Raw genomic sequence first — 23,324 nt, 5'->3', positions numbered from 1 at the left:
GCCGCTTTCGGCAGTACGGCTGAACGTTTTCTACCACCAGCAGATTGACTGGTCGGCGTCCATCACCATGTCCACCAGCTTGTCGTAATCAACCTGGCCTTCGTGGAGTTTAAACTCAGCGGCCTCGCGGCCTTCGGAAACAATCTCCACCAGTTTCTTGGTGTCGGAATCCGGCTCTGAACGATATACATGCAGGATTTTCATAATCTACTCCTGTGCTTGTTGGTCTCTGGTTACTTAACACCGTAGGGAATGATATACTCCATCTCACGCAACTTTTGCCCCAGCTCTTCCAGGGTGATGGGAGTCAGCTCGTTTTGCTCGCAAACCGAGGGAACGGTGGAATAAATCTCACCCTCCATGTCCCGGATCCAGTCCACGTTTTCCTTATTGTGCTCGTCCAGCGCCGGCATATCGGTCATCACCGCGCCGAAAGCGTAGTTGTTCTCCACGGCCTGGCCGAGGGCGGAGCGCATGCCGTCCACGACGTAATCCGCGTTTTTGTACATAAAAAATAATTTTTTAGACATGCTGTTACCTCCCTGTCCTACAGTGTCATGTAGCGATCGTAGTTTTCGATGATGTCGCCGTGCTGAGCCTGGGTGGCCATCTTCTCGGTGGTCAGCCCTTCGGGAACGTCTTCAACGTTGAAGCCCATCTTCTTGTAGCTGTCGGCGCAGATCGAAACATCGTCGGCCAGTTTCACCAGTTCGGACCAGGCAGGATCCTTGGTCAGCTTGGTGCCGCTCCAGGTAAAAAATAGTTTTACCTTGATGCCCTTGGCCTTGGCGGCCTTGGTAACCCCTACGATATGCTGCACGCTGTCGGGGTTGGTAACAAAAATACCTAAACTGTTCGCCATGCTGTCCTCCATCGCGATTCATTTACACAAAATACGACCCGGCCGTTGCCACGACTACGAAGCAGAGCCCCCGTGACCGGCCGGACATTTACCCTTGTTTTCAAGGCGAAGACAATCAGGCCTTTTTCAGAAATACCGAGAAGAAGCCGTCGCCGTCTTTGATGCCCAGGAACTCATGGCCTTCCCGCTCACACCAGGCGGGCATATCGTTCTTGGAACCGGGATCGGTGCCCTGTACTTCGAGGATCTGGCCGGAACCAAGCTGGCCGACGGCTTTCTTGGTCTTCAGCAGCGGCATGGGGCAGCTAAGTCCTTTGGTGTCCAGGGTCTGGTCGGGAGTAATGCTGTTGACGTCCATGATTGCTCTCCTTTTTGGGGTTTTGGGTGATTAGGAAATTACCGTTGCTCACCATCTAAAACACGTCGGGTAAACAGAAGATGTTCCCCCGAATCTAGCAAGGGTCTGTAACCTATAACGGACCGGTAAAGAAGATGTCAACAAAAAAAGACCGCCAACTCGGAACCCAAGCCGCGGGTAACACATTGTGCCACACGCTACCCCTCTCGGTAAAGAAAAATCAAAAACAAGAAAAGCGGAAGCATGATTTCATCGAATCTATTATTATACGGGTTTTGCGATTAAATGCGCCAGCCTCGGCCAGGCCTGTCGCTGCATTTATTTATTTAGCCGATTCAATACGTGTTTTGTGAGGTAGACATGCAAGCACTGGGTATTTGCCTGGGGGCCTCCACCATTACCATGGTAGGCCTGACCCGGGACAAGGGCGAGAAGGCACAGATCAGCCTGCGACGCAAGCGCTCCCACGAGGGTAATCCGCGCCGGGTTCTGGCCGAGATGCTGGCGGAGTTCGGCCGGCCGGACGGCTTGAAGGTGGCGGCCACCGGTCGTAAGTTCCGCCACCACCTGGCACTTTCCACCATTCCCGAACCCGAGGCGGTGGAACTGGCCTGCCGGTTCGTACTGCCCGCCGATCATCCCTACCGCACCGTGGTTTCCGCCGGCGGCGAGAGCTTCATGGTCTACCGCCTGGACGACGAGGGGCGGATTCAGCATATCCAGAGCGGCAACAAATGCGCCTCCGGCACCGGCGAGTTTCTGCTGCAGCAGTTGGGCCGCATGTCGCTGAGCCTGGAAGACGTCGAGGCCATGGAGATGCCGGAGAAACGCTACCAGGTTTCCGGCCGCTGCTCGGTGTTCTGTAAAAGCGACTGCACCCACGCCCTGAACAAGGGCATTCCCAAGAACCAGGTGGTGGCGGGCCTGAGCCGGATGATGGCCGGCAAAATCCTTGAGCTGCTGAAAAAAATGCCCTCGGACCAGGTGCTGCTCATCGGCGGCTGCGCCGCCAACCGCTCCATGGTCCACTACCTGCGCCAGGAGATCGCCGACCTGGCCATTCCCGGCGGCACCGATGGCAACCCCGATGTTTCCACTGATGTTCCCCCCGATGTCCCCCCAGATGTCCCCCCCGATGCCATGGAAGCGCTGGGGGCGGCCCTGTGGGCGCTGGAGCATGAAACCCGGCCGCTACCGGCGCCGGAGCAGGTGTTCAGCAACCAACGCGGCAGCTTTTCCCACCACCAGCCCCTCACCGAATTCACCCACCTGGTGGACTTCAAGCCCTCCGCCCGGGGCCAGGCGGCGGCCGGCGATCGCTGCATCCTGGGCCTGGACGTGGGTTCCACCACCACCAAGGGGGTGATCATGCGGCGAGCCGACAAGGCCATTTTAGCCGCCGATTACCTGCGCACCGACGGCGATCCCATCGACGCCTCCCGCCGGGTTTACGCCTCGCTGGCCGAGCAATTGGGACCTGAGCTGCGCCAATCGATCATCATCGAAGCCCTTGGGGTCACCGGCTCCGGCCGCCAGATCGCCGGCCTGCACGCCTTAAGCGAGGGGGTGATCAACGAGATCATCGCCCACGCCACCGCGGCGGTCCATTTCGACCCGGAGGTGGACACCATCTTTGAAATCGGCGGCCAGGACGCCAAGTACACCTACATCACCAACGGCGTGCCCTCGGACTACGCCATGAACGAGGCCTGCAGCGCCGGCACCGGCTCCTTCCTGGAGGAGGCGGCCAAGGAAAGCCTGGGCATCGGTGTTACCGAAATCGGCCAAACCGCCTACCGGGCCACCAGCCCCCCCAACTTCAACGACCAGTGCGCCGCCTTCATCGGCTCGGACATCAAGGGCGCCGCCCAGGAAGGGGTGCCGCTGGAGGATATCGTCGCCGGCCTGGTCTACTCCATCTGCATGAACTACACCAACCGGGTCAAGGGCAACCGCCCGGTGGGCCGCAAGGTCTTCATCCAGGGCGGGGTCTGCTACAACGAGGCGGTGCCGGCGGCCATGGCGGCACTGACCGGCAAGGAGATGGTGGTCCCCCCCGATCCGGGCCTGATGGGCGCCTTCGGGGTGGCCCTGGAGGCCGAACGCCGCCTGGAACAGGGCCTGCTGGAACCGGACAAATTCGACCTCGACGAACTGGCGGTGCGGGAGGTGGAATACGGCCAGCCCTTCAAGTGCGGCGGCGGCAAGGATTGCGACCGGGGCTGCGAGATCTCCCGGATCAACATCAACGGCAAGAGCTACCCCTTCGGCGGCATCTGCAACCGCTACGACAACATCATCCACCGCCGCAAGGTGGACAGCACCGGCCTGGACCTGGTGATACAAAGAGAACGCCGGGTATTCCGGGACGCCCCCCAGGCCACCACCACGGACACTCCCCGGGCCACAACCCCCAAGGGTCCCCAGGGGTTCCGCGCCCCGGTTGACGCGGGTTCGCCGGCGGCCGGGCACATGGACGTGCAGGAGGCCGCCGGCGCCTCGGAGGCGGGCAGGATGCCCGCCGAGAATGAGCGTCAACCGGGGCGCGGAACCCCCCCGGGAAGGCCTAAGCCCGAGAACCAACTTGGCGGAACCCTCCCGGTAAAGCCTAAGCCCGAAAACCAGCTTGAAAGCTCGACCAAGCAAAAAACGGTGGGCATCAACCGCTCATTCCTGATCAACACCTTCTTCCCGCTTTTCAACCGCTTCTTTCAAGAGCTGAACCTAAAACCGGTGCTCTCGGAAAGGGTCGACCCCAACGGGATCGACCAGCGCAACGCCCCCTTCTGCTACCCGGTGGAGCTGGCCCACGGCCTCTTTGGCGACCTGCTGGCCAAGTCCCCCGACTACCTGTTCTTGCCCCATATCCGGGGGGTCAAGATCACCGACGACGCCACCACCTCTTGCGTCTGCCCCTTCGTCCAGGGCGAGCCCTACTACCTCCGCGCCACCTTCCCGGCCGCCGAAAAGAAGCCGATCATCAGCCCGGTGTTTGATTTCAGCAAGGGATTTACCGCCAACCTGCCGGTATTCAAAGACCTGGCCCGGCAACTGGGAGCCGACCCCAAACGGGCCGAAGCGGCCCTGCAGGCGGCCATCGCCGACCAGGAATCCTGCCGCCACGACCTTAAGGAGATGGGCCGCCAAGCCCTGGCCGAGCTGGAACAAGATCCGGAAAGCACGGCGGTGGTGCTCTTCGGCCGCCCCTACAACAGCCTGGTGCGGGAAGCCAACAAGGGCATTCCCGCCAAGTTCGCCTCCCGGGGCATCCGAGTCATCCCCATCGACCTGCTGCCCTTTGAGGACGAGCCCCTGGGGGCGGACATGAACATGTACTGGGCCATGGGCCGGATGATCATGAAGGCGGCCCGGTACGTGAAAAACCACCCCCAGCTGTACGGCACCTATATCACCAATTTCTCCTGCGGGCCGGACTCCTTTCTGCTCACCTACTTCCGCGACATGATGGGCAGCAAGCCCTCCCTGACCCTGGAACTGGACAGCCATACCGCCGACGCCGGGCTGGAAACGCGGATCGAAGCCTTCTTGGATATCGTACGGTATTATCGGCAGATTCAAAGCAAGGCCGAAAGTGCGGGCGCAGCCGAACCCAAGTCGCCGAAGCCACCCACTCGGCCCTCGACGGAGCTTAGCGCCGGGCAGCCGGATTCATCTGCACCGTCAGGCGACAACAGCGAAGCCAACGATTTAACCGCAGCGATTGGCAAGTCGGAATTTAAACCGGCAGTCACCGAAATGCGCGGCGATGAGCTGGGCATCCGGCTGGCCGACGGCTCCTGGGTGCCGATGACCGACCCTCGGGTCAAAGTGCTGGTACCGGCCATGGGGCCCTTTGGCACCAGCCTGGTGGCGGCGGCCTTTGGGCGGCGCGGGATCAGGGCCGAGGCCCTGCCGCCGGCCGATGAAGAGGCCCTGAAACTGGGCCGGGGCAACTCCTCCTGCAAGGAGTGCCTGCCCCTGCAGACCACCGTTGGCACCATGCTGCAGTATCTGCAGCAGCGGCGGCCCAAGGGCGAGATCACCGCCTATTTCATGGCCACCACCGACGGCCCCTGCCGCTTCGGCCAGTACCACGTCTTTTCCCATCGCACCATCGTCCGCCACCGTATTACCGACGCGGCGGTGATGTCGCTGACCTCCACCAACAGCTACGGCGGCCTGGGTAACAAGTTCACCCTGGCGGCCTGGCGGGCCATTATCATCGGTGATCTGCTCAATGAAATCTGGTCCACCATCCAGGCCGGGGCCAAGGACAAGGAAGCGGCGGAAGCCATCTTCTGGCGGGAGCAAGAGAAGCTGGAAAAGGTTATTGCCGACCGCTGGCCGACCATCGCCCGGCAGCTCAAGGCCACGGCCCGGGAACTGGGTAAAATAGAGTTGCACACCCCGCACGCGCAGATCCCCAAACTCTCCCTGGTGGGCGAGATCTACGTGCGCCACGACCCCATCTCGCTGCAGCGCTTAGTCGAACGACTGGCGGCGGAGGGCTTTATCGTCCGCACTTCACAGGTTTCGGAGTGGATCAAGTACTGCGACTGGCTGGTGAAAAACCGCATCGAAGGCAAGCCGGACTTCCCCTGGTGGACCCGCTACTGGGTCAAGCGCTATTTCGACGCCAAGATCCGCCGGCTGCTGGCCCCCTGCGGGCTCTTTCACTACGAGGAAAAGGTGGAGGTGGAACCGCTGATCAACGCCGGCCGCCGGCACATCGCCCCCGAGCTTGCCGGCGAGGCGATCCTGACGGTGGGGGCGGCCCTGCACGAGATCCTGCACCCCTCCTGCGGCATCATCTCCATCGGCCCGTTTGGCTGCATGCCCACCCGGCTGGCGGAATCGATTTTGAATGAAAAGTTCACCAGCGGCGAAAAGCGGCTGGTCTGGGAGGCGGAGGGCCATCGGCACATGCCGGCCCTGCTCAACAAGGAGAAGGAGCGCAAACTGCCCTTCCTGGCCCTGGAAACCGACGGCAACGCCTTCCCCCAGATCATCGAAGCCCGCCTGGAGGCCTTCGCCCTACAGGCCCGAAGAATCCACGCAGACCTGGTAAACGGACGCTAGCACCGCATCTTGCGGCGATCGCCCCGGCTTGCGTACTGGAGTACGCGGCGCCGGGGCGCTTGCCGCAACCTGCGGCACTATCGTCCGTTTACCTCACCCACGGCACCTTACGGCTAAGCCTTGGCGCGCCGGGGGCTGATTTAAATCTGCCCCCGGCTACCCAAGCCCGTTCACGATCACATCAAAACAAAAAGGCCCACCGGGAAACCCGGGGGCCTTTTTTATTCGGTGCGACCAGAGCACGTTCAAACCATCAACACACGCCCTGGCCAGGACCGGTAAACGAGCGCTGGTGCCGCAGGTTGCGGCAAGCAGCCCGGCGCCGCGTACATCAGTACGCAAGTCGGGATGATCGCCGCAAGATGCGGTGCCAGCGTTCGTTTACCGTTTATAGGGGTGGGCAACGATCCAGGGTTACCCTTTTGGTGCGGCGATGAATGGGGATAATCTGATCGGGGTTACCCAGTTCATAACGCAACTCCACCTCCACATCGGCACAGCGAGTGCCTTCCGGCAGCAGGAACTCGAAGGTTTCCTCCTTGGTGCGGAAGGGCTGGATGCTGGTGTCGCGCACATAGCTGGCCTTCCATTGGGCGCCGTAAACCATCACGTTGGCGCCCCGCTGGGTGGTCGCCTGGGGATGGTAGTGGCGGGAATCTTGGGCAATCAGCTTTCCGTCCAAATCTTTTGCGGTCACTTCCAGGACCACTCGATTGTGAGACGGTCAGCCGTCGGGGATGCGGTGCCCGGCCTTGGAATCGATCTTGGTTTCAATCACCAGCCGGTTGGGCCGATCACCGCCGGCCCGCAGCCACTCGTAACCCATGGCCTGCATATCAAAAGACAGGGACTCGGCCAGGCGCTGGCTCATCAGCTCGGTGTCGTTCCAGTCGGGCAGCATCCGGTGGTCGGCATAGCCGTCTTTCTTCGGATAAAGATGACAGTCCTGGCAGGACTGGGTACCGCCGGCGGGAATGTAGGCGTGCTGATAGCTGCCGTAAAGAGTGGCGCACTGCACCGGGTTGCCGAACTCCAGGTTAACCCCGACGCCGTGGCACTGGCCGCAGAACAGGGGCTCCTTCATCACCGGGCTTTGGCGAATCTCGGTGAAGACCGGATCGGGATGATTGGGAATGTCCCTAGTGCCGTAAAGCACGTTGGGCTCGGGCTCACCTTCCTGCAAACGATGGATGATCGCCTTATTGTTGTGGCAAACGATACAGGTGATCTTAAGCTGCCCGATCTTGCGCCGGTCCTGGTCCAGCAGGGCCTGGGCGTATTCCGCCGCCACCGAATCCTCGGCGTGGGTCAGGGCCTGGGGCAGGTGGCATTTAAAGCAGGGAAAGGTTTCCAGGGTGGCCTCGGACGGGTGCTCCGGCGACCAGGGAGTGGCCCCGGCCATGGCCAAAGGCGTATCCTTGAGGCCGCCATGCACCCCCATCAGAGGACGGGCGTGATGGGACACCTCCCACTGTTTGTAGACTTCGCCATGACAAGCCTTGCAGCGCGAGGCGTCGAACATCTGCGCCAGCTCGTCGATGGTGGTGGCTTTCTGGCCGGCCAACGCCATGCCCGGCAGGGCAAAAGCGGCGACGACCAGACCGATTATCCAATGTTTCATTAATCTTCCTCCTCTCTGTTTAAACAGCAATTACCCCGGATCTGAACTAAACTACCTGCGCCATCACCTCCTTAGCATGCGGTCTGTATTTTTCGATAGTGACGAACAGAAGGGACTGCTCACCAGTATTACCTGGTAGGAATCTAGCACGCCCCGCCCAAAAGCAGGAAGTGACAAATTGTCGCAGAAACGGTGATGCAGCATATACATGCCACCATGTACCCAACGATCAGGATAGGCAATACAAACAACCGGTGTCAAGGTGGTTTTTGCACAAAATTTACAGCGGCAAAAATGCGCAAAAAAAGCGGCGGCGGCAAACTAGGCTTGTACTTTTTATTTTATGCAATACATTACTACACTATGAAACCTGGCAACATTCGTATGCCCATAACGGCGCCTGGCCCCGCCGCAGGAGACGAAACTTGACGCCACACCACACCCCCGCGCCACCGGCCCCCACTCTTACCGACAATCTCGGCCGGACGATTAATTACGTCCGACTGGCGGTCACCGACCGCTGCAACCTCAACTGCCGCTACTGCCGCCCCAAAGGCCCCTGCGACGAACCGCGCCGCGAACTGCTGAGTTACGAGGAGCTGGAAAGGCTTACCCGCCTACTGGTGGAGATGGGAGTCAGTAAAGTACGGATCACCGGCGGCGAGCCCCTGGTGCGCCACGGCATGCTGGATTTTATGCGGCGCCTGCAGGCCATCGACGGCTTGCACCAACTGGCCCTGACCACCAACGCCACCCTGCTGGGCCCCCGGCTGGCCGACTTACGGGCACTCAACCTCGCCGGCCTGAACATCAGCCTGGACACCCTGCGGCCCGAGCGCTTTGCCGCCATTACCGGCCAGAACCTGTTCGCCGATGTTTTTGCGGTCATTGAAGAGGCCATTTTTACCGGCATTCCGGTGAAAATCAACGCCGTGGTCCAGGAAGGCATCAACACCGACGAACTGCTGGACCTGGCCCGCCTGGCGGCCGACCGCCCCATCCAGGTGCGTTTTATCGAGCCCATGCCCTTTGACGGCGGCAACAGCTTTGTAGCCGGCAACTGGAACCTGGCGCGGCTGGAACAGCACTTCCGGGAGCACCTGCCGGATGTGCGGGAAGCGCCGACGGCCGGCGCCACCGCCCGGGTTCTGCAGGCGGCCGGCTTCAAGGGCAGCATCGGCCTGATCGGCGGCTATTCCCGCTGTTTTTGCGCCACCTGCAACAAAATTCGCATCACCCCCCAGGGCATGCTGAAAACCTGCCTCTACGACGACGGGGTACTGGATTTAAAGGAAGTTTTGCGCTCCGGCAGCAGTGACCGCGAACTGGCCGAAATGATTCGGGCCTGCCTGGGTCGGCGCCACGCCGACGGCTTTGCCGCCGCCGAACAACGCAAAAAAAAGGGCCTGCCGGGCAGTTGTGCGTCAATGGCCACCATCGGCGGCTAATATCAAGTTTTTACGAGGAAACGAAATGGGTACAGTGGAAGCGGTTTGTATCAGCGCCAAGAAGGGCATTATCAAAAAACCGGCGAGCGAGGTGGAATTGAAGGAAAACTGGGGGATTGCCGATGACGCCCACGCCGGCGACTGGCACCGCCAGGTTTCCCTGCTGGCCGGAGAGAGCATCGACGGGGTGAAAGCCAAACTGCCCCAGATCGGTCACGGCGTTTTTGCTGAAAACATCGTGACCCGGGGCGTCGACCTGGTGGCGTTGAAGATCGGCGACCGGCTGCTGATCAACAACGAGGTGCTGCTGGAGATCACCCAGATCGGCAAAGAATGCCATAACAGCGGTTGCGCCATCAAGAAGGCCACCGGCGACTGCATCATGCCCCGGGAGGGGATTTTCAGCCGGGTGCTCAAAGGCGGCACCGTGAAGGCCGGACAAAGCATCGAAGTACAGCCGGGGGTGCAGCCGGGAGCCGGGGCGCCGCAGGGGTCACCGGCCAAAACCGCCCCATGACTTTGGCCGATCGGCTGCTGGCCCGCATCGCGCGGCCCGGCACCACAGTCGACTTTACCGGCGCCCGCTGCCTGCGGCGCCGTTTTATCCGCAGCGGCTGTGATCTTTGCGCCCGGGCCTGTCGGCCCCAGGCCATCTACCCCGGCGAAGGCGAGGTGCGGCTGGAGTCCGGACGCTGTACCGGCTGCCTGGTCTGCACCGCCGTCTGCCCCACCGAAGCCCTGACCGGCCGAGATTCCCGCCTGGCCAAGGCTGGGCCCAAAATCGCCACCGGGGATGGCGAAGTGGTGCTCTGCTGCGAAAAATCACTGCGCCACGGCACCGAAATTATTCTCCCCTGCCTGGGGGCGCTATCCCGTGATCATCTGGCCGCTTATGCCCTGCTGCGCGGCCGCCTGACCCTGCTGCTGTATCCCTGCCGGGAATGCCATTCGCCCTGGGTGCCGGACGTTCTGCAGGAACAGTTGGATGAGCTGCACCAACAATGGCAGGGCCTGGACCATCAACCCGTCATCCACCTGCACCTGGAGGCGAAACCGCCGGCCCCGGCCCACCCTGATCCCGTCTCCGATCAACGCCGGAACACCGACCAAGAGCGCGCCCCGGGGCGGCGCGATTTTTTCCGGGCCTTCAAGGAAGTCTCCTTCCACGCCGCCGCCGAAACCTGGACCACCCTGCGCGAGGAAGAACAACAAGAAGAGCAGTGGGCCGCCAGCAAACATCTGCCCGGCCGGCTCAGACTGCTGCAACAGGCCGGAGAGCGGAACGCCGACCATACCCCTTTGCTGACAGCACTGCTGGTTGAACTTACCGTCGGCCCGGAATGCACCTTCTGCGGCGCCTGTATCGGCCTGTGCCCCAGCGGCGCCATCAGCGGCGATGACGACCTGCAGCGGCTTGATTTCATCCCGCTGTCGTGCAGCGCCTGCGGCCTGTGCCGGGAGTTCTGCCCGGCCCGGGCCATCAGTATCAAACCGCTCAGCCCCGGCGGCGCGGCGGACGCCGGAGAAAAAAGGCTGCTGCGGGAACGCGCCGCCGCGCAAGAATGAGCGATAGCCGGCGACGAGCGCCGATCAACCCTGGGGCGCCGGCAACAGTTTGTCGATCACCCGCCGCAACTCCTCCAAATTGATGGGCTTATGCACTACCGCGTGGGCCCCGGAATGCTCCAGCATCTCCTCCATCCGCGGCACATCGACGGCGGTAACCACCACCACCCGCATCTCCGGGGCCAGATGGCGGACCTTGTTCAGCACTTCATAACCATTGATCCCCGGCATCCGGATATCCAGGGTCATCAGCTCCGGCGCCTCTTCCCGGATCAGATCCAGGGCGTGTTCACCGTTGGTGGCCACCATGGCCTGGTAGCCGAGCTTATCCAGATACTGCTTCAAAGATTTGCAAAAAGCATATTCGTCGTCGACGATCAGAATCTTACGTTCATCAGCACTCATCTTATTTCCCCCGTTCCCGTTGCCCGCCCAGTTCCGGCAAGGGCAACACCATAAAAAACTCACTCCCCCGGCCCGGCCGGGAATCAACCTCGATAAACCCTCCCATTCCCTCGATGATGGAATGAACAATGGCCAGTCCCATCCCGGTGCCGCTGCCGGGATCCTTGGTGGTAAAAAAAGGATCAAAGATCTTGGGCAGATGCTCAGGAGCAATACCGCCGCCGGTATCGGCCACGGTCAGGCCGATACCCTGCTCCACCGTCCGGGTGGCAAAGGTCAGCCGCCGTTCCCGGCGGTCACGCATGGCATCCCGGGCATTGTTGATCAGGTTCAGCAGCACCTGGGCCAGCTGATCCGGATCGACGGCCACCGCCGGCAGTTCCGGGGTATAGTCTTTCTCCACCACGATCTGGTCAAGCTCCAGGCTACGTTGCACCAACTCCAGGGTATTGTCAAGCAGGACGTGGATATCCACTTCCTCAATTTCCGCCTTGCCCTGGCGGGAAAACATCCGCAGGCTGTTGGTGATTTTGGTGGCCCGCCTGATCTGCACCATCACCTCCTCCAGTTGCTCCTGCATCAATTCCGGCAACTGCTCCTCCGTTTGCATCACCTGCACAATGGTGCCGATGATGTTGAGGGGGTTCAAAATCTCATGGGCCACCCCCGACGCCAAAGTGCCGATGGAAGCGAGCTTCTCCTGGCGGACCAGAACATTTTGAGCGCTGCGCAACTCGGCCAGCGATTGCCGCAAATTATCGGAGGTCCGCCGCAGGGCCTGTTCCGCCGCCCGGGCTTCAGTAATATCGTGCAACAGGACGACAAAGGTGTACAACTCACCTTCCGGCACCGGATGCAACGACATCTGCACCTGCCGGTTGAGCAGATAGACGGGTTCGGTAAGGCTTACCGGCTGAGGCGGCCCGGCCAGAACCCGGGCCAGCACTTCCGCCGTTGCCAGCTCCAGGGTGGCCGGCAGATCGCTCCCCAGCATTTCTTCTTCCCGGCAGTCGAACATGGCCAGGGCCTGGGGGTTGGCGTAGACCACCTTGCCTTCGTGGTTAAGCTCGATCACCCCGTCGGCGATATTTCCTAAAACCATTTCGTGGTGGCGCTGCAAGGAGAGCAGTTCTTTGGTGATTTCCCGCCGGAAAACCTCCTCCCCCCCCAGCATCCGGTGTTCATCGAGAATCCGGCCGTGGTTGTTGAGGTCGGCCAGCACCGTATCCAGGTGGGTACAGATCCGGTCGGCGCCACTTTTGGCGATACAGGCGTCGGCCCCGCAACTGTCCGGTTCAAAGCCCTGCTCGGCCACCACGGCGGAGATTACCACCAGGCTGACCCCGGCCAGTTGTGGCCGGGAACGGATGATCCGACACAGTCGGGCCCCGTCGATATTGGGCATCACCAGGTCGACCACCACCACGTCCGGCACAAATTCGTGCAACAAATCCAAAGCATTCAGGCCATCTTCCGCCGTGCGCACTTTGTAGCCCTGCTTCTCCAGACGGGCACTCAGCAACCGGCGGATCAGCGGATGATTGTCCACCACCAGAATATTTTTCACCACCCCCGCCCCTCCTTGCGTAATCCTTTGCCTTCCGCCACGCCGAGAAGATTAACCGGATAAGAAAATATCTTCATGCTATCTTGTTTTTTTGCTCGGATCAAGCTAGGGTTATCGGGGACTTTTTTCTTTGCCGCTATTTGGAGATGCCAGGCCACGATTTGGCGGCTTCACGCCGCGCCGCACCGCCGACCCAGGTCATCGGGGCTGGCAGACACGACCTGCCGGGACCCTTGTTGTCCTCAAACTGCCTGTAAATCTAACGGGCAAGGCGGAAAAAATGATGCCCAACAGCCACCACGCTCCACCACAGAAAGAGATCTGGTCCATCGGCGGCGGCAAGGGTGGGATCGGCAAAAGCCTGATCGCCTGCAACATTGCCATCATCCTCGCCCAGCTCCAAAAAAAAGTCCTGCTGGTGGACCTCGACCTGGGCGGCGCCAACGTCCACACCACCCTGGGGATGGAGGCGCCGGAAGTCACCCTGTCCGACTTCCTTAAGCGGCGCACCGAGCAGCTTCGCGACGTGGTGGCGGAAACCGGGATCAGCAACCTGCAAATCATCAGCGGCGCCCGGGATTTTCTGGATGCCGCCAACCCGCTGCACGGTCAGAAAAGCCGCCTGCTGAGGCACTTGGGCCAAGTCGATGCCGACTACCTAATTCTCGACCTGGGGGCCGGCACATCCTTCAACGTGCTCGATTTCTTCCTCTTTTCCAACCATGGCGCCCTGGTGGTGCTGCCCGAACCCACCTCCATTGAAAACGTTTATCGTTTTATCAAGAGCGCTTTCTATCGTAAATTCCGCAACGTTGTGGAAAACCGGGCCCTCAAGGAAGTGGTGGACGCCGCCAAAGACCAGAAAAACGCCCTGGGCCTGCAGACCCCCCACGACCTGCTCCAATGCATCAAGGACATGGAACCGGAGGCCGGCCGACAACTCGAAGCGGAGATGAAAAAGTTCAAACCGAAACTGATTCTCAATCAGGTGCGCTCCCCGGAAGATGTCCGGATCGGTTTTTCCATGCGCAGCGCGGCCCGGATCTATTTCGGTATTGACCTGGAATATCCCGGTTATGTTGAGTATGATGACTGCGTATGGCAGTCGATTCGCCGCCGGCGACCGTTGGCCCTGGAATACCCCAACTCCCGGCCCCGGCACTCCCTGGAGCGCATCGTCCATAACCTGCTCGGTCATCAGCAACTGGAGAACCCCATGCCCTGAAGCAGTCGAGCAAGGAGCATAGAGACAAGCATGTCTTTCAAAATGGCTGAACTCAATTACTACGAGTTGCTCGAGTTGAATCGCCAGGCCACCGCCCGCGGCATCGAGCAGGCTTACACCCGGGCCCGCCAGACCTTCTCCGGTGATGCCAGCGCCATTTATTCCCTGCTCACCCCACACGAACTGCAGCAGATCCGGCAGCAACTGGAAACCGCTTATCAAACTTTAATTCACCCCCAGCGCCGCGCCGAATATGATGCCCGACTGGCCCGACAGGAGGCCAAGGGCACGGAACCGACGGCGACATCCGCAGCGGTAGCGCCGTCAGCCCCGCCGGCAGCCCCCCCTCCGGAGCCCAAAGAATTACCCGCGGCCCCCGCCGCGGCCGACGGGGAAGATGAGGAGGAGAACGAACTGCGCCTGCCGGAAAAACTGGTCCCGCCGCCGGCGGAAATCGAAGAATTTTCCGGCGCCGTGCTGCGGCAACTGCGGGTCCAGCAGGATCTGACGATCAAGGATGTGGCGGAAATGACCAATCTCGGTACCCGCTACCTGGAATACATCGAAGAGGAAAATTTTTCTCTGTTGCCGGTACGGGTTTATCTGCGGGGGTACCTCACCCTGTTCGCCAAGGCGCTGGGTTACCAGCCGGAACGAATAGTAGCCGACTACCTGCGCCGCTACGAACAGGAAAACCGCCACGACCAGCCCGAAATAGAGAAAAAAAGCTGGTGGCAGCGGCGGAAGTTTCTTTAATCTGCGGTAACTGTCCAGCAGCACCCCATCTTGCGGCGGTCAGGGAGCTGCTCATGGAATAACCCCGGTGTTGCGGATCACATTGACCGGCCGGTAGCCGGTGGTGACCGCCACGTCGCGGGTGGCTGGCCGCGGCGGTTCGCCTACATGGGGGCGGCCCTGGGCGTCGAAGTAAACCACCCGGAAGGAGTCGACAAAGTTCAGCCGGTCGGCCACCACGTAAATCCGTGACTGGCCGGGCAGCAGCCGGTGGGTTTGATTGCCCTCGGCATCGATGGCGATCAGTTGGTAACTGTCGCCGTTTCTTCTGATCCCCCAGAACTGGTAATCGCCGGTGGGGCCGGACTCCTCGGCCCGCAGCTTGGCGTGGCGCAAATGACTTTTGAGCTCGGCCACCTGGGCATTGTACTCCGGGCCGCCGCCTTCCATCCGGCTGACAACCACCGCGGTCAGCAGGCCCAGCAGGATCACCACCGCCACCACTTGGCGCAGGATGGGGCCACGCCGGACCCTGGGAGTTGCGTTAACCGACATGATGTTCACCGCTTTGGGGGACAGATTACCATGGGAAAGCCGAAGCCAGCTTAAGAAGACCGTTGCCTGTCGCAAGGTACCGAAAGCGCCCCCCCGCCGCAAGGTAAAACCTGCGACGGAGGTGGAAATTGGGGCCAGACACCAATTATTTATAAACGTTCTTACGATGGGCGACGCGCAGGACGAGGACTACGACCTGCCCTTCATCGATCTCGTAAACGATGCGGTAAACGCCGGTGCGAATACGACGCAGGCCCGAGAGATCGCCCTTGAGCAGTTTGCCGACGTGGGGATTTTGGGATAGCCGGTCGATGGCTTCAACTATGCGTAAGCGCTCGGATTTAGGCAGGGACTGGATTTCCTTGAGGGCGCTTCGCTTAATCTTAAGCGAGTAGGACACGGCGAGCCTCTTGCCAGTCGATGGTCTCGTCGGCGGGGTCGCGCAGGCGTTCGATGGCAACGCTCAAGTCGTCGAAGTCTTCAAGATAACTTTCGACGGCCTGACGAACCACGTCGGCACGGCTCCGGTGCAAAGCTCTGGCGGCGCGGTCCAATGCTGAGACAACTTCGTCCGGTAAGCGAGCGGTAATCTGGGACATACTCCCCTCCTTTAATGTTCTTGAATGTCATCGACATCATAACAGGTTCGGTTGGCCGGGTCAAGTTTTCGGGAGCGGAAGGGCGTGCCGGGGAAAGATTCGCGCTTAACATTCACACAACAATCGTCCCACGTTGTCTTATCGGTGACCCCAACTTACTCCCTTGCCGAAAATATGTTGCCGTGCTAGCATGTCGGCATATGCTGAGACATATACATAAATTGGGAGAAGATTATGCAGACTGAAAGACATGTGCGACTTTTTAAAAATGGGCGTAATCAGGCGGTACGGATTCCCCGGGAGTTTGAACTGCCTGGCGATGAAGCGGTGATCCGCCGGGATGGCGACAGGCTGATCATTGAAGCAGTGCAGCGCCGTTCCCTGCTGGCGACTCTTGCCGGTTGGGAGCCCCTGGCCGAAGATTTCCCCGATGTAGATGAAGCGTTGCCGCCTCTTGATGACATTGAGTTGTAAAATGGACGGTTTTGTTTACCTGCTGGATACCAATATCATTTCCGATCTGATCCGGAACCCGGCCGGCAGAGTGGCGCAGCAAATTGCCGCAAAGGGAGAAAGTGCCGTCTGCACCAGCATTGTGGTTGCCTGTGAGTTGCGCTTTGGGGCTCGCAAGAAGGGCTCTGCGATTCTTACGGCCAGAGTGGAAGAGATCCTTGCCGTCATCGAGGTTCTGGCGCTGGATGCTGGTGTTGATCCCCATTACGCCGAGATTCGTGCGGAACTGGAAGCGCGTGGTACCCCCATCGGCCCCAATGATCTACTGATCGCTTCCCACGCTCTTTCCTACGGACTGACGGTGGTTACCGCCAACATCGCAGAATTTTCTCGAATTACCAATCTGCCTGCAGAGAACTGGCTGAAGGGCTGAGCGGCCCCCCCCCGGCCGGTTGGCAGGTTGGCAGGGACGTTCATAAATTTATAAGTTTCTCCAGTTGCCAGCCTTCCTGTCGGGCCAGTTGTTGGCCCCGGCGCACAGCTTGGCTGACCGCCGGCTGGCTACGGGACAATAGCCGGGCCAGAGCGGTGGTGGTCAAGCCCAGCTCATTTACCGCCCAATAACAGAGCAGGCTGCGGGCTTTCACCCGCTGCGGCTGCTTCCCTGGGTCCCAAATCATGGCGGGGTCGAGATTGAAGGAACGGGCAACAACAACGGCCAATTGCTCAAGGTTCAAATTTAGTCTTCGCAATTGGTTACTTTTTTCCATTCGCCGCTGACTTTCCGCCAGCGCCCTGGTTGCGAAATCATTGGCAGCCACTGCCTGCTGCACTTGCGGTCGCGGCTTACCGGTTTTGTCTTCGCCTTGCCCGGCCGGCGTATCCAGTTCGGCCAGCCCCTCTGCGATAAAAGTCCTGTAGCCGCGCCGAGCCTCGGCGGGATGTGCGGCAAAGTGACTCAGCACAAAATTCACATCCAACCAGTCCGCGTCCGCTGCCAACAATTGGCGATGGCCACTGTAGCGATAGCGCTCCAGCCCAGCAAGGTCGGCCACCAGGCGGGAGCGCAGGGGATTGAGGTGGATATAGCGCACCAGTTCAAGCAAGTATGGTTCGTTCTGGCAGATTACGGATTTGTAGCGATTCTGGAACAGGTGGCCGCTGCGGCGATGGCGGCGATTAAAGTAGATGGCGTAAGCGGTGAGCAACCGGCGCATTATGGTGGTCAGCGGGGTGGTTCCGGTGCGTAGCAGCAGGTGAAAATGGTTTGGTATCAAGGCCCAGGCATAACACCTGGCATCGCAGTCAGTCAGCAGGGCGGAGAGCCGACTCAGGAAGTGGTCTCGGTCATCGTTGTCTTTGAAAATCCTGCACCGATCAACCCCCCGACAGATAATGTGATGAGCAATTCCGGGGGCATCTATGCGGGCTTGTCGTGGCATGACGGACTCCTCGTCGTCATCGGCTGGACTCATAGATTGAGCTGTTGTTCTTGCAGGGCAACGTCAAGGTTAGGCAAAAGCATTGAGATGTCAACAAAAAAACCCCCGCTCCAGCGGGAAAGCAACTGGAGCGGGGGCTATGAAGTCGTAAAGTCGGTATTCGTGGTCGCTCAACGAAAAGACAGAACGGGGAAACTTATAATTTTATGTACGTCCCCATTAGTCCCCATTACCTTTCAATTTATTCACTCTGGTTTGGATTAGTAAATGTCATAGTTGTTGATTGCCTAGTCGTGTCCCCCACTACTTCCTGGGCTTGTATTGTTATGGTCTCACCCTCTACACCGGCTACATTGAAGGAGATAGTCCCTTCATATCCGTCAGTACTAACACTGTTTAACAAATTTTCACTGGTTGCCCAAGTTACGGTTTCACTCCAAGCTGTATCCACATTGCCGCCCGTACTAAGCAATCTCCGAGAATATTCCATAGTAGTGGCGGAAACGGCTGAAGTAGCGATTTGATCAAGAGCGCTTATTCTTGCCTGCTCCTGCAAACCCACAAACCGCGGCACCGCCACCGCCGCCAAAATCCCCAAGATCACCAACACGGCGATAATTTCGATCAGGGTAAAACCACCCTGGAAGCGGGTGGGGTTATTTTTTCTCGTCTGTTCCATAGCTGTTGCCTCCATTTTTTCTTTCTCCTTTATAAGGTTAGCGCTGCTTGACGCTCACGGCTTCTACCAACCGTAAGCTTTAACCAATTTCCTGGCTAGCTACAATAGCATTTACCATGCCAAGAGAGGACCACGCTAGCCGACCCGCTCTCTGATCACCATATTATCACCTGACTTCGGCGTACTGCACCACCGGCCCGGCTCGGCGGCAAGCCGTCCCACCCCAGCCGCCATCGGGCAAAGCTACATTTTTTGGTAGTCAGGCCGCTCCGAAGCTGCAAAAAATGCAACCCTCAACAATTTTTGTCACTCTTCCCGCCCCCGCCAATCCTTGGCCCGGATGCCGTACTTGCGCAGGCGATGGTGCAGGCTGCGCTCCTTGATGCCCAGCAGATGGGCGGCCTTGACCTGGATGCCGCCGCTTTGCGCCAGGGCCTCCGTAAGCAGCCTTTTTTCCAGTGCCGCCAAAGTCTCATCCAAAGAAGCCGCGGGGGCCGCTTCGCCGATCACCGCACCGCCCCCCGGATCGGCCCCGGCCGCCAACGCCGACGCCGGCGGCACCTCCCCCCCGGCCGACGGCAAACCGCCCGCCGCCGTTCCCCCGCGCCGCAGGGGGGCCGGCAGATGGGCCGGGGTCAGGCGGCCCTCCTCGGCCAGCAGCAGGGCCCGCTCCACCACATTTTGGAGCTCCCGGATATTGCCCGGCCAGTCGTGGGCCATAAGCATCCCCATGGCCTCGGGGTCCAGTTCCACCGGTTGGTCGGCCTGGCGGATAAACTCCTCCGCCAGGGGCGGAATATCCTCCCGGCGCAGGCGCAGGGGCGGCAGGGTGATGGTGAAGACGTTGAGGCGGTAGTAGAGATCCTCCCGGAAGCGGCCGGCGCCCACCAGGGTCGGCAGGTCCTGGTGGGTGGCGGCCAGCAGGCGGACATCCACCGGCACCTGCCGGTTGCCGCCCACCGGGGTCACCACCTTCTCCTGCAGTACCCGCAGCAGCTTGGCCTGGGTGCTCAACGGCATATCGCCAATCTCGTCCAGGAAGACCGTGCCGCCGTCGGCCTCCTCGAACTTGCCGCGCCGCCGGGCCACCGCGCCGGTGAAGGCCCCTTTCTCGTGGCCGAACAACTCGCTTTCCAACAGCCCCTCGGGGATGGCGGCGCAGTTGATCACCACCAGGGGCTGGTCCCCACGTTTGCTGCGGGCGACGATCCCCCGGGCGACCAGCTCCTTGCCGGTGCCGGTCTCGCCGGTAATCAGCACGGTGGTGTCGGTGGGGGCCACCTTGAGCATCTGGGCCATGACCCCCCGGATAAGCCGGCTTTGGCCGATCAGCCGGGGAAAGGCCCGGTCGGCCTCCAGTTGGGAAAGAATCCCGCTGACCTGGTCAAAGAGGCGATTAAATTCCTCCAGTTCATCCCTCGGCGGCTGCGGGGCGGCGGTAGTAGCGGAATTTTCCGCCAGCACCGGCAGATTACCGGCCCGGCTGGCAAAGCGGCGCATGGGCCGGACCAGTTGCCAGGTGATCAGCCCGCTGACCAGGATAGTCAGCAGCAGGCAAACCGTGGTCCAGTAATAGAAGGCCGGGGGCGGGGCGCCTTCCCCCGCGGGACGTAAAAGATAAAAAGCCCCGCTTAACGCGACAAAATTAAGGCCGGTAAAAATCAGCGGGACCAGCACCGCCAGACTTAACGCGTAACGCCTTTTGATCATCCTTGCTCTATCCTCGAACCATGGCTACACCATCTTGGTCAGATCCCACATGGGCATGAAGATGGCCAGGGCGAAAAAGCCCACCACCGCCGCCAGGCCTACCACCAGGAGGGGGCCCAGGGCGTCGGAAAGGCGTTTTACCGCGTACTCCACCTCGGCGTCGTAGTGGTTGGCCACCGCCTGCAGCATTTCATCCAGCGAACCGGACTCCTCGCCAATTTCCACCATGTTAACCACCAGGGGCGGAAAATAGCGGGCCTGTTTCAGCGGGCCGGCAATCCCCCGCCCTTCTTCGATCTTGGCCTTGAGCTTGTCGAACTCCCGGGCGATGGCCCCGTTGCCGATGACCTCGGAGATAATGGACAGCGATTCCATCACCGTCACCCCGCTGGCCAGCAATATGGCAAAAATGCTGGAAAAACGGGACATGGCGCTTTTCTGAAAAAGCGGGCCGAGAATGGGCAACCGCAACAGCAGACGGCCCTTGACCACATAACCCAGCTCCGAACGAAAATAGGCCCGCAGGCCGAAAAAACCCGCCGCCAGCCCGGCCAGCAGCACCGGCCAGTACTCCACCAGCCCCCGGTACATGGCCACGCTGATCACCGTCGGCAGGGGCAGATCGATCCCGGCCTTGGCAAAGGTGGAAACAAACTGGGGAATGACCATGGTCAGCAGAAAGAGAAAGGCCCCCACCAGGGCCAGGCTGACAATTTTGGGGTAGGCCAGGGCGGTGTTGATATCGCCCTTGACCTTGTTTTCATGCTCCAGGATGTAGCTCAGCCGCTCCAGCACCTCGGGCAGGGAACCGCTGGCTTCGCCGGCCCGCACCATGCTGCAGTAGAGCTTGGAAAAAATCTTGGGATGCTTGCGGAAGGCCGCCTCCAGGGTGGAGCCTTCCTCGATATCGGTCACCATCCGGCCCAGGCTGCGCTTGATGTGGGGGTGTTCGGTCTGATCCTGGAGGATTTCCAGCGACCGGGTAATGGCCACCCCGGCCCGCAGCAGGGTGCGTAACTGTTTGGTGAAGATCACCACGTCCTGGGGCTTGACCGGTTTGCCGGCCAGCAGCAGGTCAAGCCACGATGATTCATCGCTATCCTTGGCCCGGACCACCTTTTCCGGTGCCATCCCCTGAACCCAGAGCAGTTCGGTGGCCTCTTCGGGGGAATCGGCTTCGATGACGCCGGTTAGCCGGCGGCCGCTTTCGGTGGTGGCCTGGTAGTCGAATTTAACCATGGAGAACTCGCGGCAAAGCTCTTAGCAGAACTCTCGACCGATATCTCAACTGCCCTCGCAATCTCGCTTCCATCTCAGGTCAGAACCGTGCGGGCGGCTTCGTCGAAGGAGGTAACGCCGTCGGCGATCTTGTTGGCGGCGGCCTCTTTCAGCAGCACCAGCTTGCCCTGGCCGCGCAGGTGACTGACGATCTCGGCATTGGATTGGTGATTCAGGATCATCTCCTGGACCTCGCCGTCCACCGACATGATCTCGTAAATCCCCACCCGCCCCCGGTAGCCGCTGTTCATGCACAGCGAACAGCCCACCGGTTTTTTAAACTGCGCCCCGGCCCGGTCGGCCAGCCCCCAGAACTCCAGAATCTCCGACGCCGGCTGGTAGGGCTCGGCGCACTGGGGGCAGAGCCGGCGCACCAGCCGCTGGGCGATGATCCCCACCAGGCTGGAGGCCAGCAGAAAGGGTTCAATGCCCATGTTCTGCAGCCGGGAAATGGTGCTCACCGCATCGTTGGTATGCAGGGTGGTAAAGACCAGGTGGCCGGTAAGGGCCGCCTGAGTAGTAATCTGGGCGGTTTCCGCATCCCGGGTTTCCCCCACCAGCACCACGTCCGGATCCTGCCGCAGGATGGAGCGCAGGCCCGAAGCGAAGGTCATCCCCGCCCGGCGGTTAAGCTGCACCTGGCGCACCCCGTCCAGGCGGTATTCCACCGGGTCCTCCAGGGTGACGATGTTGATCTCCGGCGACATGATCTCCATTAAAAAGGCACACAGTGAGCTGGATTTGCCGCTGCCGGTGGGGCCGACGCTGAGAATCAGGCCGTAGGGCTGCCGGATCATCCGCATTATCTTGCGGTGATCCTCGCCGGAAAGCCCCAGGTTGTCTATGGTCAGCGGCCCGGAACTGACAAAGAGCAGCCGCAGCACCAGGTTCTCCCCGTAGATGGTGGGCAGGGTGGAAGCGCGGATGTTGATCTCTTTGTTGTCCACTTTGATGTTGAATCGTCCGTCCTGGGGAATGCGGACATTGGCGATATCCATGCTGGCCAGCACCTTGATCCGCGAGATGATGCCGGGGATCAGGTTGCGGGGCGGGGGCGGGATCTCATGCAGCTTGCCGTCGATGCGCAGCCGCACCTGAGCCCGGTTCTTTTCCGGGCTGATATGAATGTCGCTGGCCCCCTCCTGCACCGCCTGGCGCAGAATGGAGTTGACCAGCCGGATCACCGGGGCGGCGCCGGCGATATCCTGCAGCACCCCCAGGGCGGTGGCGTCACTCTCCTCCTCTTCCTTGCCGATCTCCACCTCGCTTTCCACATCGCGCAGCACGTCGCTGACCGCCGAATGGAAACCGTAAATGCCGTTGATCAGCAGGGGAAATTCGGACTGGGAGCAGATCAGGGGTTCGACTTCCAGGCCGGTGTGCCCCTCCACCGCGTCCAGGGCGGCAATATCCAGGGGGTCCACCATGGCGATGCGGACCACGAAGGCGTCCTTTGCCAAAGGGGCCACTTTGTACTTCATGGCCATGTCCCGGGGCAGGATCTTCGCGGCTTCCGGGGTGACCTGGTTTTTCTCGTGGTCGTAACGGCCGATATGCAGCTGTTCGCTCAACACCCAGATAATCGACTCTTCCGGCACGATTTGCTGTTGAATCAGGTAGTCGCCCAGACGCATGTCGCTGCTTTTCTGGCCGCTCAGCACCTGCTGGAGCTGTTCCGCCGTCAGCAGGCCGGAATCCACCAGCATGTCGCCCAATTTTTTTCTGGTCTTAAGCATTCCTTT

General features: G+C 60.5%; 23 protein-coding genes. 8 read left to right on the top strand and 15 right to left on the bottom strand.

The genetic code is table 11. The features are described from left to right. Positions 1-30: 30 nt before the first annotated feature. From P0N66_RS10945 to P0N66_RS10930, 4 genes are all read right to left on the bottom strand, one after another. Positions 31-204 (bottom strand): hypothetical protein, encoded by a 174-nt coding sequence (locus P0N66_RS10945; RefSeq protein WP_275805285.1) that lies wholly within the window; start codon positions 202-204, stop codon positions 31-33. 29 nt (positions 205-233) lie between these two features. Further along, positions 234-530 (bottom strand): hypothetical protein, encoded by a 297-nt coding sequence (locus tag P0N66_RS10940; RefSeq protein WP_275805283.1) that lies wholly within the window; start codon positions 528-530, stop codon positions 234-236. Positions 531-547: 17 nt separating this feature from the next. Then, positions 548-862, bottom strand: coding sequence for a peroxiredoxin (locus P0N66_RS10935; protein WP_275805282.1), 315 nt, complete (start codon positions 860-862; stop codon positions 548-550). Positions 863-977: 115 nt separating this feature from the next. Then, the gene (locus P0N66_RS10930; protein WP_013164582.1) at positions 978-1,220 is read right to left on the bottom strand and encodes a sulfurtransferase TusA family protein; all 243 of its coding nucleotides are present in this window, start codon (positions 1,218-1,220) and stop codon (positions 978-980) included. Positions 1,221-1,580: 360 nt separating this feature from the next. On the opposite strand from P0N66_RS10930, the gene P0N66_RS10925 reads away from it, so the two are divergent. Next, positions 1,581-6,299 (top strand): acyl-CoA dehydratase activase, encoded by a 4,719-nt coding sequence (locus P0N66_RS10925; RefSeq protein ID WP_275805278.1) that lies wholly within the window; start codon positions 1,581-1,583, stop codon positions 6,297-6,299. A gap of 388 nt (positions 6,300-6,687) precedes the next feature. On the opposite strand, the gene extKL is transcribed toward P0N66_RS10925, so the two are convergent. After that, positions 6,688-7,920, bottom strand: coding sequence for a multiheme c-type cytochrome (seleno)protein ExtKL (extKL, locus tag P0N66_RS10920; protein ID WP_275805277.1), 1,233 nt, complete (start codon positions 7,918-7,920; stop codon positions 6,688-6,690). A 425-nt stretch (positions 7,921-8,345) separates the two neighbouring features. On the opposite strand from extKL, the gene moaA reads away from it, so the two are divergent. From moaA to P0N66_RS10905, 3 genes are read left to right on the top strand one after another with little or no spacing between them, the layout of a single operon-like run. Next, complete coding sequence (gene moaA, locus P0N66_RS10915; RefSeq protein ID WP_275805275.1) at positions 8,346-9,368, top strand: GTP 3',8-cyclase MoaA; 1,023 nt, start codon at positions 8,346-8,348, stop codon at positions 9,366-9,368. 25 nt (positions 9,369-9,393) lie between these two features. Further along, positions 9,394-9,885 carry an MOSC domain-containing protein gene (locus tag P0N66_RS10910; RefSeq protein WP_275805273.1) on the top strand — a complete coding sequence of 164 codons (492 nt, stop codon included), beginning with the start codon at positions 9,394-9,396 and terminating at the stop codon, positions 9,883-9,885. Continuing rightward, positions 9,882-10,934 (top strand): 4Fe-4S binding protein, encoded by a 1,053-nt coding sequence (locus P0N66_RS10905; RefSeq protein ID WP_275805271.1) that lies wholly within the window; start codon positions 9,882-9,884, stop codon positions 10,932-10,934. The genes P0N66_RS10910 and P0N66_RS10905 overlap by 4 nt, the downstream gene beginning before the upstream one ends. Before the next feature lie 24 nt (positions 10,935-10,958). Here the strand turns inward: P0N66_RS10905 and P0N66_RS10900 are convergent, their stop codons facing one another. Next, positions 10,959-11,339 carry a response regulator gene (locus P0N66_RS10900; protein WP_275805269.1) on the bottom strand — a complete coding sequence of 127 codons (381 nt, stop codon included), beginning with the start codon at positions 11,337-11,339 and terminating at the stop codon, positions 10,959-10,961. A 1-nt stretch (position 11,340) separates the two neighbouring features. Continuing rightward, positions 11,341-12,909, bottom strand: a complete 1,569-nt coding sequence (locus tag P0N66_RS10895; protein WP_275805267.1) for an ATP-binding protein — start codon at positions 12,907-12,909, stop codon at positions 11,341-11,343. A gap of 277 nt (positions 12,910-13,186) precedes the next feature. On the opposite strand from P0N66_RS10895, the gene P0N66_RS10890 reads away from it, so the two are divergent. Both P0N66_RS10890 and P0N66_RS10885 read left to right on the top strand, forming a co-directional pair. Beyond that, positions 13,187-14,131 carry a P-loop NTPase gene (locus P0N66_RS10890; protein ID WP_275805265.1) on the top strand — a complete coding sequence of 315 codons (945 nt, stop codon included), beginning with the start codon at positions 13,187-13,189 and terminating at the stop codon, positions 14,129-14,131. A 30-nt stretch (positions 14,132-14,161) separates the two neighbouring features. Then, positions 14,162-14,887, top strand: a complete 726-nt coding sequence (locus P0N66_RS10885; protein WP_275805263.1) for a helix-turn-helix domain-containing protein — start codon at positions 14,162-14,164, stop codon at positions 14,885-14,887. 51 nt (positions 14,888-14,938) lie between these two features. Here P0N66_RS10885 and P0N66_RS10880 read toward each other — a convergent pair whose 3' ends face one another. The 3 genes from P0N66_RS10880 to P0N66_RS10870 all read right to left on the bottom strand — a co-directional run bounded on the left by P0N66_RS10880 (position 14,939) and on the right by P0N66_RS10870 (position 16,020). Continuing rightward, positions 14,939-15,421, bottom strand: a complete 483-nt coding sequence (locus P0N66_RS10880) for a hypothetical protein (protein ID WP_275805261.1) — start codon at positions 15,419-15,421, stop codon at positions 14,939-14,941. 145 nt (positions 15,422-15,566) lie between these two features. After that, positions 15,567-15,821 (bottom strand): type II toxin-antitoxin system RelE family toxin, encoded by a 255-nt coding sequence (locus tag P0N66_RS10875; protein WP_275805259.1) that lies wholly within the window; start codon positions 15,819-15,821, stop codon positions 15,567-15,569. Further along, positions 15,805-16,020 carry a ribbon-helix-helix domain-containing protein gene (locus P0N66_RS10870; RefSeq protein WP_275805257.1) on the bottom strand — a complete coding sequence of 72 codons (216 nt, stop codon included), beginning with the start codon at positions 16,018-16,020 and terminating at the stop codon, positions 15,805-15,807. Before P0N66_RS10870 ends, P0N66_RS10875 begins: the two co-directional genes overlap by 17 nt. 234 nt (positions 16,021-16,254) lie before the next feature. Between P0N66_RS10870 and P0N66_RS10865 the strand changes: the two genes are divergently transcribed. Together P0N66_RS10865 and P0N66_RS10860 are read left to right on the top strand one after the other, a co-directional pair. Next, a complete protein-coding gene (locus tag P0N66_RS10865) occupies positions 16,255-16,494 on the top strand; it encodes an antitoxin (protein ID WP_275805254.1) in 240 nt (79 codons plus the stop codon). A gap of 1 nt (position 16,495) precedes the next feature. Then, positions 16,496-16,906, top strand: coding sequence for a type II toxin-antitoxin system VapC family toxin (locus P0N66_RS10860; RefSeq protein ID WP_275805252.1), 411 nt, complete (start codon positions 16,496-16,498; stop codon positions 16,904-16,906). 40 nt (positions 16,907-16,946) lie between these two features. Here P0N66_RS10860 and P0N66_RS10855 read toward each other — a convergent pair whose 3' ends face one another. From P0N66_RS10855 to P0N66_RS10835, 5 genes are all read right to left on the bottom strand, one after another. Then, complete coding sequence (locus tag P0N66_RS10855; RefSeq protein WP_275805250.1) at positions 16,947-17,915, bottom strand: transposase; 969 nt, start codon at positions 17,913-17,915, stop codon at positions 16,947-16,949. A 241-nt stretch (positions 17,916-18,156) separates the two neighbouring features. Continuing rightward, on the bottom strand, positions 18,157-18,609 hold the full coding sequence (locus P0N66_RS10850) for a type IV pilin protein (RefSeq protein ID WP_275805248.1): 453 nt from the start codon (positions 18,607-18,609) through the stop codon (positions 18,157-18,159). A 291-nt stretch (positions 18,610-18,900) separates the two neighbouring features. After that, positions 18,901-20,304 carry a sigma-54 interaction domain-containing protein gene (locus tag P0N66_RS10845; RefSeq protein ID WP_275805246.1) on the bottom strand — a complete coding sequence of 468 codons (1,404 nt, stop codon included), beginning with the start codon at positions 20,302-20,304 and terminating at the stop codon, positions 18,901-18,903. Between the two features lie 24 nt (positions 20,305-20,328). Then, complete coding sequence (locus P0N66_RS10840; protein WP_275805244.1) at positions 20,329-21,543, bottom strand: type II secretion system F family protein; 1,215 nt, start codon at positions 21,541-21,543, stop codon at positions 20,329-20,331. A gap of 74 nt (positions 21,544-21,617) precedes the next feature. Next, positions 21,618-23,318, bottom strand: coding sequence for a GspE/PulE family protein (locus P0N66_RS10835; protein WP_275805242.1), 1,701 nt, complete (start codon positions 23,316-23,318; stop codon positions 21,618-21,620). Positions 23,319-23,324 lie beyond the last annotated feature (6 nt).

Source organism: Desulfurivibrio dismutans, from assembly GCF_029210385.1.
GTDB classification, from domain to species: domain Bacteria; phylum Desulfobacterota; class Desulfobulbia; order Desulfobulbales; family Desulfurivibrionaceae; genus Desulfurivibrio; species Desulfurivibrio dismutans.
This window is presented reverse-complemented; position numbering and strand designations above follow the sequence as displayed.

Coding starts and splice junctions, on each gene's coding strand:
- P0N66_RS10945 (WP_275805285.1), bottom strand. CDS start 204: ATGAAAATCCTGCATGTATATCGTTCAGAGCCGGATTCCGACACCAAG.
- P0N66_RS10940 (WP_275805283.1), bottom strand. CDS start 530: ATGTCTAAAAAATTATTTTTTATGTACAAAAACGCGGATTACGTCGTG.
- P0N66_RS10935 (WP_275805282.1), bottom strand. CDS start 862: ATGGCGAACAGTTTAGGTATTTTTGTTACCAACCCCGACAGCGTGCAG.
- P0N66_RS10930 (WP_013164582.1), bottom strand. CDS start 1,220: ATGGACGTCAACAGCATTACTCCCGACCAGACCCTGGACACCAAAGGA.
- P0N66_RS10925 (WP_275805278.1), top strand. CDS start 1,581: ATGCAAGCACTGGGTATTTGCCTGGGGGCCTCCACCATTACCATGGTA.
- P0N66_RS10910 (WP_275805273.1), top strand. CDS start 9,394: ATGGGTACAGTGGAAGCGGTTTGTATCAGCGCCAAGAAGGGCATTATC.
- P0N66_RS10905 (WP_275805271.1), top strand. CDS start 9,882: ATGACTTTGGCCGATCGGCTGCTGGCCCGCATCGCGCGGCCCGGCACC.
- P0N66_RS10900 (WP_275805269.1), bottom strand. CDS start 11,339: ATGAGTGCTGATGAACGTAAGATTCTGATCGTCGACGACGAATATGCT.
- P0N66_RS10890 (WP_275805265.1), top strand. CDS start 13,187: ATGATGCCCAACAGCCACCACGCTCCACCACAGAAAGAGATCTGGTCC.
- P0N66_RS10885 (WP_275805263.1), top strand. CDS start 14,162: ATGTCTTTCAAAATGGCTGAACTCAATTACTACGAGTTGCTCGAGTTG.
- P0N66_RS10880 (WP_275805261.1), bottom strand. CDS start 15,421: ATGTCGGTTAACGCAACTCCCAGGGTCCGGCGTGGCCCCATCCTGCGC.
- P0N66_RS10870 (WP_275805257.1), bottom strand. CDS start 16,020: ATGTCCCAGATTACCGCTCGCTTACCGGACGAAGTTGTCTCAGCATTG.
- P0N66_RS10865 (WP_275805254.1), top strand. CDS start 16,255: ATGCAGACTGAAAGACATGTGCGACTTTTTAAAAATGGGCGTAATCAG.
- P0N66_RS10860 (WP_275805252.1), top strand. CDS start 16,496: ATGGACGGTTTTGTTTACCTGCTGGATACCAATATCATTTCCGATCTG.
- P0N66_RS10855 (WP_275805250.1), bottom strand. CDS start 17,915: ATGCCACGACAAGCCCGCATAGATGCCCCCGGAATTGCTCATCACATT.
- P0N66_RS10850 (WP_275805248.1), bottom strand. CDS start 18,609: ATGGAGGCAACAGCTATGGAACAGACGAGAAAAAATAACCCCACCCGC.
- P0N66_RS10845 (WP_275805246.1), bottom strand. CDS start 20,304: ATGATCAAAAGGCGTTACGCGTTAAGTCTGGCGGTGCTGGTCCCGCTG.
- P0N66_RS10840 (WP_275805244.1), bottom strand. CDS start 21,543: ATGGTTAAATTCGACTACCAGGCCACCACCGAAAGCGGCCGCCGGCTA.
- P0N66_RS10835 (WP_275805242.1), bottom strand. CDS start 23,318: ATGCTTAAGACCAGAAAAAAATTGGGCGACATGCTGGTGGATTCCGGC.